This is a genomic window from Hydrogenophaga aromaticivorans, assembly GCF_013387465.1.
GTDB classification, from domain to species: domain Bacteria; phylum Pseudomonadota; class Gammaproteobacteria; order Burkholderiales; family Burkholderiaceae_C; genus Hydrogenophaga; species Hydrogenophaga aromaticivorans.
Window position 1 is genome coordinate 166,877 of record NZ_VYGV01000015.1, and the last position, 13,155, is coordinate 180,031.

The window sequence follows — 13,155 nt, forward strand, 5'->3', positions numbered from 1 at the left end:
CCCACGATGAACACCGCCACCGACATCCGCATCTTGGAGAGCCAGCTGGACCCGGCCCACGCCGTGCTGAACCAGCGCCACCCCGCGGGCGAGCCCATCCTGTTCGCCGTCAACAAAGGCCAGACCCTGCGCATCGTCGACCTCGAAGGCAACCAGGCCGCCGACGTGATCTTCTACAACCGCGACGACCTGGCCGAGCACTACAGCGCGACCGACACCATGGTCCACCAAGGTGGCATCTACCTGACCACCGGCTCCGTCATCCGCAGCAACGACGGCCGGCCCATGCTCACCATCGTGGCCGACACCTGCGGCCGCCACGACACGCTCGGCGGCGCCTGCGCGGCCGAGAGCAACACCGTGCGCTACGCGCTGCAGAAAAAGTACATGCACAGCTGCCGCGACAACTACCTGATCGCCCTGCAGCGCGCCGACATGGGCCTGACCAAGCGCGACCTGGTGCCCAACATCAACTTCTTCATGAACGTGCCGGTGACGGACAGCGGCGACCTGAAGTTCGACGACGGCGTGTCCGGCCCGGGCAAGTACGTGGAGATGCGCGCCGAGATGGACGTGTGGGTGCTGATCAGCAACTGCCCGCAGCTGAACAACCCCTGCAACGCGTACAACCCCACCCCCATCCAGCTCATCGTGTGGGACCCGGTCTGAACGATCTTGTGTGAACCGCTGCTGCGGGACGGCCCGCAGCTTCCAGCCCCATTTGCAGGACGGCCTGCCCCGGAGACTCCATGTTCAGCAAGGTCCTGATTGCCAACCGCGGCGCCATCGCCTGCCGCATCATCCGCACGCTCAAAGCACTGGGCGTGCAGAGCGTGGCCGTGTATTCCGAAGCCGACGCGCAGGCGCGCCATGTGCGCGAAGCCGACGAGGCCTACCTGCTCGGCCCGGCGCCCGCGGCAGAGAGCTACCTGCGCGCCGACCGCATCCTGCAGATCGCGCAAGACTGCGGCGCGCAGGCCATCCACCCCGGCTACGGTTTCCTGTCGGAAAACCCGGGTTTCGCCGAAGCCTGCGAGGCCGCGGGCATCGCCTTCATCGGCCCTACGCCGGCACAGATGCGCGCCTTTGGTTTGAAGCACACGGCGCGTGATCTGGCGCAGGCGCGCGGCGTTCCGCTGTTGCCGGGCTCGGGGCTGCTCGGCGACCTCGCGCAGGCACAGACCGAGGCACAGCGCATCGGCTTCCCGGTGATGCTCAAGAGCACGGCGGGCGGCGGCGGCATCGGCATGCGGCTGGTGTGGAACGCCGCCGAACTCGCCGACGCGTTCGAGAACGTGGGCCGCCTCGCGCAGGCCAACTTCAAGGACGCCGGCCTGTTCCTGGAAAAGTACGTGGAGCAGGCGCGCCACATCGAGGTGCAGGTGTTTGGCGACGGCGCGGGCGGCGTGATCGCGCTGGGCGAGCGCGATTGCTCGGTGCAGCGGCGCAACCAGAAGGTGATCGAAGAAACCCCGGCGCCGGGCCTGAGCGACGCGCAACGCAGCGAGCTGCACGCCACCGCCGTGCGGCTGGCGCAGGCGGTGGACTACCGCTCGGCCGGCACGGTGGAGTTCGTCTACGACGCGGCCACCGGCGCCTTCTACTTTCTGGAGGTGAACACGCGCCTGCAGGTGGAGCACGGCGTGACCGAGCAGGTGAGCGGCGTGGACCTCGTGGCCTGGATGCTGCAGCTCGCCGCGGGCGACCTGCCGCCGCTGGCCACGCTGCAACCGGTGCTGCGCGGCGCGTCGATCCAGGTGCGGCTCTACGCCGAAGACCCGGCGCGTAACTTCCAGCCCTGCGCGGGCCTGCTCACCGAGGTGGTGTTCCCTGCCGACGCGCGCGTGGACGGCTGGGTCGAACGCGGCACCGAGGTGCCCGCCTGGTACGACCCGATGCTGGCCAAGCTCATCGTCACCGCCGACACGCGCGAACAGGCGCTGCTGAAGATGGAAGCCGCGCTGGACGCGACGCGCCTGGCCGGCATCGAAACCAACCTGGGCTACCTGCGCCAGGTGGTGCGCAGCGCGGTGTTCCGCGAAGGCCGGCAGGTCACGCGCTTCCTCAACAGCTTCGAGTACCGGCCCGCGACCATCGAGGTGCTGGAGCCGGGCGTGCAGACCAGTGTGCAGGACTGGCCGGGCCGCACCGGCTACTGGGACGTGGGCGTGCCGCCCAGCGGCCCGATGGACGCCTACGCGCACCGCCTCGCGAACCAGCTGGTGGGCAATGCGCCCGACGCCGCCGCGCTGGAGATCACGCTCGCCGGCCCCACGCTGCGCTTCAACACCGACGCCGTGGTCGCAGTGACCGGCGCGCCGGTGAAGCTCACGCTGGACGGCCAGCCGGTGGCGATGTGGCAGGCGCTTCTTGTGAACGCGGGCAGCACGCTGACCGTGGGCCGCACCGAAGCCGGCGTGCGCCTCGCGCTGGCCGTGGCCGGCGGGCTGGACGTGCCGGCCTACCTGGGCAGCCGCAGCACCTTCACGCTCGGCCAGTTCGGCGGCCATGCAGGGCGGCACCTGCGCGCGGGCGATGTGCTGCACCTCGCGGGCACGGCCACGCCGGTGGCGGCGGCCACACCCGCCGCGCTGATCCCCACCTACGGTCACCACTGGGACGTGGGCGTGCTCTACGGCCCCCACGGCGCGCCCGACTTCTTCCAGCCCGACGACATCGCCACCTTCTTCGCCACCGACTGGAAGGTGCACCACAACAGCAGCCGCACGGGCGTGCGCCTGATCGGCCCCCGGCCCCAGTGGGCGCGGGCCGACGGCGGCGAGGCGGGGTTGCACCCGTCGAACATCCACGACAACGCCTACGCCATCGGCGCGATCGACTTCACCGGCGACATGCCCGTGATCCTCGGGCCCGACGGCCCCAGCCTCGGTGGCTTCGTCTGCCCGGCCGTGGTGGTGAACGCCGAGCTGTGGAAGCTGGGCCAGCTGCGCCCGGGCGACACGGTGCGCTTCCACCGGCTCTCACTGGCGCAGGCGGGCGAACGCGAAGCGGCGGTGGAGGCTGCGCTGTCTTCCCTGGCCGGCGCGCTGCCCGCGACGCCGAGCGACGACGCAGCGGCCCACACCACACCCGTGATCTTTGAAGACCCGGCGCGCGAAGACGTGCCCGCCATGCTGGTGCGCCAGGCCGGCGACCGCTACGTGCTGCTGGAGTTCGGCCCGCTGGTGCTGGACATCGAACTGCGCCTGCGCGTGCACGTGCTGATGACGGCGCTGAAGGACCTGCAGGCCGCGGGCCAGCTGCCGGGCATCATCGACATGACGCCCGGCATCCGCTCGCTGCAGGTGCATTTCGACCCGGCGCTGATCGCCCGCGACGCGCTGCTGCAAGTGCTGATCGCCACCGAGGCCGCGCTGCCGCCGGTGGACGACATGGTGGTGCCCAGCCGCACCGTGCACCTGCCGCTGTCGTGGGACGACCCACAGACAAAGCTGGCCATCGAGAAGTACATGCAATCGGTGCGGCCCGACGCGCCCTGGTGCCCGAGCAACATCGAGTTCATCCGCCGCATCAACGGGCTCGACAGCATCGACGAGGTGTTCAAGATCGTGTTCGAGGCGCCCTACCTCGTGCTCGGCCTGGGCGACGTGTACCTGGGCGCGCCGGTGGCCACGCCGCTGGACCCGCGCCAGCGCCTCGTGACCACCAAGTACAACCCCGCGCGCACCTGGACGCCGGAGAACGCCGTGGGCATCGGCGGCGCCTACCTCTGCGTCTACGGCATGGAAGGCCCCGGCGGTTACCAGTTCGTGGGCCGCACGCTGCAGATGTGGAACCGCTGGCGCCACGGCGAGCCCGGCTCGGTGTTCGAGCAGCCCTGGCTGCTGCGCTTCTTCGACCAGATCCGCTTTTATCCCGTGAGCCAGGACGAGCTGCTGCGCATCCGCGCCGACTTCCCGCACGGCGGCTACGCACTGCGCACCGAAGCGGGCAGCTTCAGCCTGAAGGACTACCGCCATTTCCTGGCCGACAACGCCGCCAGCATCGCCGCCTTCAAGGCCACGCAGCAGGTGGCGTTTGAAGCCGAGCGCGAGCGCTGGGCCGCCGCCGGCCTGGCCGAGGTGGCGAGCGAGGCCGACGTGGAAGCGGCCGGCCCCGACAGCGAGATCGACCTGCCCGAAGGCGGCCGCCTGATCGCCACCAGCGTGCCCGGCAACGTGTGGAAGGTTGCGGTGAGCGAGGGCCAGCAGGTGCAGGCCGGCGACGTGTTGATGGTGATCGAGTCCATGAAGATGGAGTTCAACCTGCTCGCGCCCGCCAGCGCCACCGTGCACCGGCTCATGTGCGCCCAGGGCGGCTCGGTGGCCGCGGGGCAGAACGTGCTCGTGCTGATCGACGAAGCCATCTGACTGCCATTCAAAAAACATTCAAGGAGCCCAACATGAACCTGAGCACCCTCTCTTTCGACATCGCGAACCTGCAGGCCGCCTACGCCAGCGGCGTCACCGTGCGTGCCGTGATCGCCGAAGCCAAACGTCGCTGCGCCAGCGACACCCACCACGCCTTCATCCACCGCCTCACCGACGCCGAGATCGAACCCTTCCTCGCGCGGCTCGACGGCGTGGACCCGGCGAGCCTGCCGCTCTACGGCGTGCCCTTCGCGCTCAAGGACAACATCGACCTCGCGCACATCCCCACTACCGCGGGCTGCCCACAGTTCGCCTACACCCCGGGCGAGAGCGCCTTCCTGATCCAGCAACTGCTGGCGGCGGGCGCGGTGCCGCTGGGCAAGACCAACCTCGACCAGTTCGCCACCGGCCTCAACGGCACCCGCTCGCCCTACGGCGCGTGCCAGAACGCCTTCAACCCCGCCTTCGTCTCGGGCGGGTCCAGCTCCGGCTCGGCCGTGAGCGTGGCCAAAGGCTGGGTGAGTTTTTCATTGGGCACCGACACCGCCGGCTCGGGCCGCGTGCCCGCCAGCTTCAACAACCTCGTGGGCCTCAAACCCACCATCGGCCTGCTCTCGGCCACCGGGGTGGTGCCGGCCTGCAGGACGGTGGACACCGTGTCCATCTTCGCGCTCACCGCCGCCGACGCGCAGGCCGTGCTGGCCGTGGCCGCGGTGCCCGACGAAGCCGACGCTTTCAGCCGGAAGGCCGAACCCTTCGGCGTGGACTTCTCGGCCGGCCCGTTCCGCTTCGGCGTACCGCGCGCGCAGGACCTGGCCTTCTTCGGCAACACCGCCGCGCACGGATTGTTCGAAGCATCCATCGAACGCCTGAAGGCCCTCGGCGGCACCGCGGTCGAGGTGGACCTCACCCCCTTCCTCGAAGCCGCGCGCCTGCTCTACGAAGGCCCCTGGGTCGCCGAGCGCTACGTCGCCATCAAGGACTTCATCGACGCACAACCCGAAGCCGTGTTCCCGCCCGTGCGCACCATCATCGAAGGCGGGCGCGGCAAGACCGCCGCCGATGCGTTCGCGGCCAGCTACCGGCTGAAGGCGCTCAAGCGCGTATGCGACGCCGTGTGGAAAGACATTGACTGCCTGCTCACGCCCACCGCTGGCACGATCTACCGGATCGCCGAGATGCAGGCCGACCCGATCCGCCTGAATTCGAACCTCGGCTACTACACCAACTTCATGAACCTGCTGGACTACAGCGCCGTCGCCGTGCCCGCCGGCATGTTGACCAGCGGCGACGCGGCCGGCCTTCCCTGGGGCGTGACGCTCGGCGCGCCGGCGCACAAGGACGTTCCCCTGCTGCGCCTGGCCGACCGCTTCCACCGCGCACAGGCCTTGTCATTGGGCGCGACCGCAGCGCTGCTGGCCGACACGCCCGCCATCGGCGAAGTGCCCAAGAGCGCGCTCGGCGCCGGCACGGTGAAAGTTGCGGTCTGCGGCGCGCACCTCAGCGGCCTGCCGCTCAACTGGCAGCTCACGCAGCGCGGCGCGCGGCTGCTGGGCGCGGTGAAGTCCGCGGCGGAATACAGGTTCTACGCGCTCGCCGGTGGCCCGGTGCAGCGGCCCGGCATGGTGCGTGTGGCCGAAGGCGGCGCCGCCATCGAGATGGAAGTCTGGGAACTGCCCGCCCAGCACTTCGGCAGCTTCGTCGACGGCATCCCCGCGCCGCTGGGCATCGGCAAGGTGAAGCTCGCGGATGGCTCGTGGGTCAGTGGCTTCGTGTGCGAGGCGCTGGGTGCAGAGGGCGGCACCGACATCACGGCGCTGGGCAGCTGGCGAGCTTGGTTGGCGCAGAAAGGCTGAGCTTCGATGCCCGTTCTTGGCGCGAGCGACCGCAATGCCGCGTATTGCCGTTATCCAAATAGACCTTCGCAGGGGCAGATTTATCGACCTGCTCGATCGTCAGCCGGTCGGGGCCAGCATCTGGCCGATAGCCAGCTTGGCGAGGCCACCGATGGAATCGAACGCTAGGCCGACACCCTTTTCCTTGGCGATGGACTTCATCTTGTTCCAAACGCCTTGCTCGCGTATCGAATCCAAGAGGTCCGCGCCAGTCATTGTCAGCACCGGATTCTTCAGGTATTGGCCGTCGCTCAGGGTGTGGTAGCGAGTGCCACCAAGATAGCCGTGTTCCTCCAACATCAGGGCATGCACCGCCCGGACGGCTTCCGGGTCATCGCTATGCCATGGCGCGAAGTAGTCGAACTTAGATGCAGCCTCTCGTGATAGCGCCTCGACTTCGAGCAACACCGAACGCATGGTGTCCCAATCTCTTTTCATATTCTGTCCTTCTCGAAAAAGACGCCGAAGGACTAAGCCCCCGGCGTCGATCAAATCAGCAGAGTTAATTCTTCTTGGAAGGAACGCGCTGGGTCAGGGCAGATGCAGCAGCGGTCTTGGCCGCTGCGCTGCTCTTCGGGTTGGACAGCACCTTACTGGCCGCAGTCGCGGCACGGGCGGAGGTGGTTTCATTACGCGGGGGAGTCTTTGTTGCCATGTTGGGCACCTTCAAAAAATGCGAACTTGTTGGTGGCTGTATCGGGCTAAGCGCCCGCGCCGTGGATCAGCACCACCAGATGTGGCGCCGACAGCACTGACCTGAAGGTCATCCGAGGAAAAACGGACAGGCCGAAGCCTGCCCGCCTTACAATCCGCACACCTGATCCCAATGTCAGGTGATTGCGGTCTCAGGTGATGAGTTGGTTCTTTGAAGCATCTTTCCCCTCCGCATGACCAAAGTGCACATGCTGCACGTCCTTCCCGGACAAAGTTGGAACAGAAAACCCGGCTCCACCCGGGTTTTCGCCTTTTCGGGACCACTCTTCACGGCTCCTCCTTTGCGAGCTGGTAGATGGCCCCGTTCTTCACTACCGCACCCGTGCCCATAAGCGTGGCCAGGATGTTGTATATGTACTGACCGTGTTCCCGAAGACTCTTGGCTGCGTTCGGCATTTGCGACACCACCTTGCGCAGTTCCGGGCCAGTGAGCCCATTCGGGTATGCCTTCAAGACTTCAAGCACGATCTCGCCGGAACTGCCCCGGCGAACTTGGTGCTCAGGGGCTTCAGGCAGCTTTTCACCCCGCGCCTCCATCGTTTGGACAACCGATGTGGCATATAAAAGCCCGCCTTGCTTGACCAGTTCCTTTCGCTCGGTCAGCCGGAACACCGCGTTGTAGAACCCCTTCTCGCCGTTCGACACGGGGAGTTCCGGGTGTGTTTGGCGGATGAGCACCAACAACTCCTTGTGAGGTATGCCCTTCTCCACCAGCTTTAAGACTTCCCGCACGGCCGATATCCAAGTGGTTTTCGAGGAGTGATGCTCCGTAGGGGAAAGAGCGAAGTCAGCCGGTCCCCCAACTTCGATCGAGAAGCCAGCATCACTCGTCCCCGCCTTCGGTTCCTCGTCTTCTTCAACACCCTCGCCATCCTGAGCTCCGGCATCAATGGGTTCAACCGACGCATCGGGATCGAACCCCTCCGGCGCGAACAGGAGGGCCGCTTCATACAGCTTCTGGCGCTTGTCGATGATCGCCGGCAACTCGGCCCACTGCTTGCGCAGCCGATCCAACTCGGCCTTCAACCCCAGGATGTACTCAGCCGAAAGCTGCCCACCGATCATGGTGAGTTCTGGGCGATTCGTGTAGTGGACTGTCATGAGTGGGTGTATTTTGCATGACATTCTCTGCCTGCGCAAGGGGTTGCATGAAAAGGGTTTCGTATGAGCAGATATTGATCGCCTTTTGATCCAATTCTGGACTGCTCATGCAACTATCGTCACAAGTGAGAGCAGCCTTCTTGTGAACCCTGCTCCTTTCGCCGCATCGGTTCAACACCCAGAGCAGGCCACCGACCTCTTCTTTTCCTCACCATCACCCGCCACCCCGCGCCAAGCTCCGCCCCACGCGCTCACTCGCCCGGCGCAGCCGCTCCTTGAGCACGGGCGGCTCCAGCACATCAAAGTCCACGTCCAGCGCCATGAGCCAGTAGACCAGCGAGTCCAGCTGGCCCGCGCCGCAGAGCATGAGGCAGTGCGCGTCGTCAATCGCTTCCAGCGTGGCGGCCGATGGGGGAATGGTCTTCGCCATCACCTCGCGCGGCTGGTGCAGCACCACGCGCGCCTGGTCGCCCTGCTGGTGCACGCCGGCCATGGCCCCGGTAACGTAGGCGCGCAGGTCGCCCGCGGGCGGCGGGCGCGGTGCGAAGTGCGTGCCGGTGCCGGGTGTGCCCTGCACGCGGTCGATGCGGAAGGTGCGCCAGTCGTCGCGCGCCGGGTCCCAGGCCACGAGGTACCAGTGGTTGCCGGTGTGCACCAGCCCGTGCGGCTGCACTTGGCGCACGCTGGCCTGGCCGCGCAGGTCGCGGTAGCTGAAGCCCACCTGCAGCTGGTCGCGGCAGGCCGTGGCCAGGGTGGCCAGCACGCCCGCATCAATGGTCGGCCCCATGCGCTGCACCGGCACGATGGCCGAGCGCAGCGCGTGCGTGCGGCGGCGCAGGCGGGTGGGCATCACCTGTTCCAGTTTCACCAGCGCGCGCAGCGAGCTTTCTTCCACACCGCTCACGGTGCCGGCCGCGGCGATCTGCAGGGCAATGGCCACCGCCAGCGCCTCTTCGTCGTCCAGCAGCAGCGGCGGCAGCGACTGCCCCGCGCGAAACGCATAGCCGCCCGCCACGCCGCTGCTGGCGTGAATGGGGTAGCCGAGCTGGCGCAGCCGGTCGATGTCGCGCCGCAGCGTGCGCGGGTGCACCTCCAGCCGCTCGGCCAGCTCGGGGCCTGCCCAGTGGCTGCGCGTTTGCAGCAGCGACAGGACGCGCAGCAGGCGCGAGGACGATGAAAGCATGTTCGCACTCTATCGTTTATTGAGGGCCGGAACTGTCCGCAATGGGCGCGACATTGTGGCCACGGGTTCGGCACGGTGTCGAGCCCGCCACCCACATCTCAAAGGAGCCCAACATGCCCCAAATCGTTCTCTACTGGCACCCCATGTCCAGCGCCACCCCGGTCGCCTGCGCCCTCGCCGAACTCGGCGTGCCGCACGAGCGTGTCAAGGTCGACATCACCACCGGCGAGCAGCGCCGGCCCGACTTCCTGGCCCTGAACCCCAATGGCAAGGTGCCCACCTTGACGGTGGACGGCGCGCCGATGTTCGAGGCGCTGGCCATCGAGCTGTGGCTGGGCCACACCTATGGCGTGCAGAGCGGCCTGTGGCCGGCCGGCGGCACGCCGGAACACCTTCAGGCCATGTCATGGAGCACCTGGTCCTACGTGACCTACGGCGCGCAGCTGGTGCGAATGCAGGCCGCGAAAGACATGGGCACGCCCGACGACGCGCACGGAACCGCAGCGCGCAAAGCCCTTGACGAGCTGCTCACCGTGCTCGACGGGCGCCTGAACCAGAAGCCCTGGTTGCTCGGCGATGCGTACACGCTGGCCGACCTGATCGTGGCGTCGGTGATCGGCTACAGCGTCTACCTGGGTGCACCGGTGGCCGGGCACCCGACCACGAACGCCTGGCTGCAGAAGGTGCAGGCACGCCCGGCGATGCAGATCGACGCCTGACCCGAAGTGCGGTCAGCACGGAGGTCGATCCGGGCGGCGCGTGCTGCCGTTTTCACTAGGTCGGGCTGAACGTCTGCGGGGTGAGAATGAAGCGATGAGCACCTCAACCTCCTCCTTCCTCTCCGACGCAGACAGCACCCAGGTCGCGACCTACACCTGGGCCGACGTGGCCGGCCCACCCACCGGCGTGGTGCAGATCGCCCACGGGCTGGCCGAGCACGGTGAACGCTACGACCGCTTTGCCCGGGCGCTCAACGCGGCCGGCTTCGTGGTCCACGCGGTCGACCACCGTGGGCACGGGCGCACCGCCAACGGGCGACTGGGTGAATTCGGTGCGGCCGGGTTCGGTGGCCTGATTGCCGATGTGGCCCAGTTCGGCGCCGCGCTGCGTACGCAGCACGGCGGCCTGCCGGTGTTTCTGTTTGCGCATTCGATGGGATCGTTTGCCGCGCAGGCGGCCATCCTCGATCACGCATCGACATGGTCGGGCGTGGTGCTGTCCGGTTCAACCGCGCTCGACATGCTGGCCGCCGGCATGGCCAATGCGCCCGCAGACGCGCCCGCCGGGCTGGTGGCATTCAATGCAGGTTTTGAGCACCGCACGGGATACGAATGGCTCTCTCGCGACGCCGCCGAGGTGGATGCCTACGTGGCAGATCCCTGGTGCGGGTGGGACGTGCCGGCCGATGTGATCCCTGCCTTGTTCGCGCCCGCGCCCCGGGTGGCCGATCCCGCGCTGCTGGCGGGCATCCGCAGCGACCTGCCTGTGCTGATCGCTTCCGGCGATGCCGACCCTCTGGCGGGTGGCGGCGCGCTGATCCAGTTGCTGGGCCAGCGCTACCGCGATGCGGGCCTGGTCGATGTGACGGTGAAGCTCTACCCGGGCGCCCGCCACGAAATCCTGAATGAGAGCAACCGCGATGAGGTGACCGCCGACATCGTGGCCTGGCTTCGCGCCCACGCGGCGTAGGCGCCGCCGTGCAAGCCTTGATGCGGGGCCGCGATGACCGCGCCCTAGACCGTCGGAACCGTGCCACCGTCGATCAGGTGCTCTGATCCCGAGATGGAGCCCGCGCGCGGGGACACCAGGAAGGTGATCAGATCGGCGACCTCTTCCGGCTTGGCGGGCCGTCCGAGCGGGATGCCACCCAGCGACTGCATGATGATCCGCTGGCCGCCCTCGTAGTCCGTCCCGGCCTGGCTGGCCAGCCGCTCGGCCAGCGCCACGACAGCTTCCGTCTCGATCCAGCCGGGCGCGACGCTCAGCACGCGAACGCCCTTGGGCGTCACCTCTTTCGACAGCGCCTTGCTGTACGTGGACAGGGCCGCCTTGGCCGAGGCGTAGGCGGTCGTCGATTCAGGAAGCGGCAGCAAACGTTGAATGGAGCTGACGTGAACAATGACGCCGGAACCCTGGGCCAGCATGGCGGGCAACAGCGCGCGGTCCAGCCGCACGGCCGGCATCAGGTTCTGGTTCAGTTCGTTGAACCAGTGCGCATCGTCCAGGGCCGCGAAGCCGCCGCCCGGCGCGCTGGAGCCACCCAGCACGTTGACCAGGATGTCCACGCCGCCCCATTGGCCGAGGACCGACTGCGCCACGTCCGCCACCCCTTGCGCCGTGGTGAGATCGGCCGCCACGTAAGTCACGCCGTCGATGGCCGTCGCGGGCAGGGAGCGCGCCGTGGTCATCACCTGCACGCCCGCCGCGTGCAGACCGCGCACCACGGCGGCGCCCACGCCCTTGGTGCCGCCCGAGACCAGCGCGCGCATGTCTTGAAGCTGGAGATCGAAGCTCATGCTGTGATCTCCAGCGATGCGATCAGGCCGCGCTCCAGTCGAAAGCGGTACCGCAGGTTCACCGGGCTGCCGGGGAAGTTGCCAGCGACCCGGCTGCTGACGATGTGATGTCCGTTGTCCTGATCGAGGGCGAAAGGCTCCGTCGTGTAGGCGTACTGGGTCGATGCTGCAGCCTTCCACGCCTGGATGGCGTCCAGGCCGGTGTGGGTCTGGCCTTCGTCCTTCACGGTGGCTTGCGCCGTGAAGCAACGGACCAGCGCATCGGGGTTCTGCTGATCGGCCGAGAAGTAGGCTGCGATGGGTTCGGGAAGTTTCAGAGCGGTCATGGTGAAGACTCCTGGTGGGTGAAGGCCCAAGGATGCGACCACCGAAGAGATTAGTGAATCACCTAGAATTTGAATTCGTTATTAAGCAAAGGATTCATAATGCGCGGCTCCGACTACGCCGAACTGAAGGCCTTTGCCGCCGTGGTCGAGCGGAGCAGCTTTGCCCGTGCCGCCGAGCATCTGGGTCTGTCGCCTTCGGCGCTGAGCCAGACCATCCGCCAGCTCGAAGCCCGGCTGGGTGCGCGGCTGCTGAACCGCACCACGCGCAGCGTGGCGCCGACCGCCACGGGTGATCAGCTGTACGCCCGCATCGAACCGCTGTTCCGGGCGATGGCCGACGCCGTTGCCGAGGCCAGCGCGGCTGCGGGGCAGATGAGCGGAACGCTGCGCATCAACACGCTGGGCATGGCGGCCCGGCAGATCATTGCGCCGCGGCTGGGCCGGTTCCATCGCGCATTCCCGGACGTGACGCTTGACATCGTGGTCGACGACGGGCTGAGCGACATCGTCGCGGGCCGCTTCGATGCGGGCATCCGGGTGGGCGGGCGGCTGGAGAAAGACATGATCGCCGTGCGCCTGACGCCGGACGTGAAGATGGTCGCGGTGGCGTCGCCGGACTACCTGGCGCGGCGCGGCCTGCCCCAATCACCTGCCGACCTGCATCACCACGCCTGCATCAACTGGCGGCTGCAGACCGACGGCCGGGCCTACCAGTGGGAGTTCGAGAAAAGGGGCCGGCGGATCGAGGTGGCGGCGTCCGGGCCACTGGTCACCAACCACTCGGACATCGGCGTCGCCGCCGCATTGCAGGGCTTGGGCATTGCCTATGCCTTTGACCGCGAGCGCGTCGATGAGTACCTCGCCCAGGGACAGCTCGTGCAGGTGCTGGCCGACTGGTCGATCACGCGCCCGGGCCTGTTCGTCTATTACTCGAACCGGCACCACCAAGCTGCGATCCTGGGCGCTTTCATCGAGTGCCTGCTGGACCGTGACCTTGCCAAGCCGGCACCACGGTCCAAGGGATCCGCGTGACCAGGCACCGCCAGTGGC

11 protein-coding genes are annotated in these 13,155 nt (G+C 67.6%); 6 read left to right on the plus strand and 5 right to left on the minus strand.

All coding sequences use genetic code 11. The features are described 5' to 3' along the window. Nucleotides 1-6 precede the first annotated feature (6 nt). The 3 genes from F3K02_RS16120 (at nt 7) to atzF (ending at nt 6,226) form a co-directional block, all read left to right on the plus strand. Entirely contained in the window at nt 7-669 is a 663-nt protein-coding gene (locus F3K02_RS16120; RefSeq protein WP_177136648.1) for an urea amidolyase associated protein UAAP2, read from the plus strand. Nucleotides 670-749: 80 nt separating this feature from the next. Then, nucleotides 750-4,370, plus strand: a complete 3,621-nt coding sequence (uca, locus tag F3K02_RS16125) for an urea carboxylase (protein ID WP_177136649.1) — start codon at nt 750-752, stop codon at nt 4,368-4,370. A gap of 32 nt (nt 4,371-4,402) precedes the next feature. Continuing rightward, nucleotides 4,403-6,226, plus strand: a complete 1,824-nt coding sequence (gene atzF, locus F3K02_RS16130; RefSeq protein ID WP_177136650.1) for an allophanate hydrolase — start codon at nt 4,403-4,405, stop codon at nt 6,224-6,226. Between the two features lie 99 nt (nt 6,227-6,325). Here the strand turns inward: atzF and F3K02_RS16135 are convergent, their stop codons facing one another. The 3 genes from F3K02_RS16135 to F3K02_RS16145 form a co-directional block, all read right to left on the minus strand. Then, a complete protein-coding gene (locus tag F3K02_RS16135) occupies nt 6,326-6,703 on the minus strand; it encodes a DUF2513 domain-containing protein (RefSeq protein ID WP_177136651.1) in 378 nt (125 codons plus the stop codon). A 543-nt stretch (nt 6,704-7,246) separates the two neighbouring features. Continuing rightward, complete coding sequence (locus F3K02_RS16140; RefSeq protein ID WP_177136652.1) at nt 7,247-8,080, minus strand: hypothetical protein; 834 nt, start codon at nt 8,078-8,080, stop codon at nt 7,247-7,249. Between the two features lie 214 nt (nt 8,081-8,294). After that, on the minus strand, nt 8,295-9,263 hold the full coding sequence (locus tag F3K02_RS16145; RefSeq protein ID WP_177136653.1) for a helix-turn-helix transcriptional regulator: 969 nt from the start codon (nt 9,261-9,263) through the stop codon (nt 8,295-8,297). A gap of 113 nt (nt 9,264-9,376) precedes the next feature. On the opposite strand from F3K02_RS16145, the gene F3K02_RS16150 reads away from it, so the two are divergent. After that, complete coding sequence (locus tag F3K02_RS16150; RefSeq protein WP_177136654.1) at nt 9,377-9,982, plus strand: glutathione S-transferase family protein; 606 nt, start codon at nt 9,377-9,379, stop codon at nt 9,980-9,982. A 94-nt stretch (nt 9,983-10,076) separates the two neighbouring features. After that, nucleotides 10,077-10,952, plus strand: a complete 876-nt coding sequence (locus tag F3K02_RS16155; protein ID WP_177136655.1) for an alpha/beta fold hydrolase — start codon at nt 10,077-10,079, stop codon at nt 10,950-10,952. A 44-nt stretch (nt 10,953-10,996) separates the two neighbouring features. Here the strand turns inward: F3K02_RS16155 and F3K02_RS16160 are convergent, their stop codons facing one another. Together F3K02_RS16160 and F3K02_RS16165 are read right to left on the minus strand one after the other, a co-directional pair. Beyond that, on the minus strand, nt 10,997-11,779 hold the full coding sequence (locus tag F3K02_RS16160; protein WP_177136656.1) for an SDR family oxidoreductase: 783 nt from the start codon (nt 11,777-11,779) through the stop codon (nt 10,997-10,999). Next, nucleotides 11,776-12,105: a nuclear transport factor 2 family protein gene (locus F3K02_RS16165; protein ID WP_177136657.1), complete on the minus strand. Its 330-nt coding sequence runs from the start codon at nt 12,103-12,105 to the stop codon at nt 11,776-11,778. Before F3K02_RS16165 ends, F3K02_RS16160 begins: the two co-directional genes overlap by 4 nt. 99 nt (nt 12,106-12,204) lie before the next feature. Here F3K02_RS16165 and F3K02_RS16170 point away from each other — a divergent pair, with 99 nt between their 5' ends. After that, nucleotides 12,205-13,137, plus strand: a complete 933-nt coding sequence (locus F3K02_RS16170) for a LysR family transcriptional regulator (protein ID WP_177136658.1) — start codon at nt 12,205-12,207, stop codon at nt 13,135-13,137. Nucleotides 13,138-13,155: the final 18 nt, after the last annotated feature.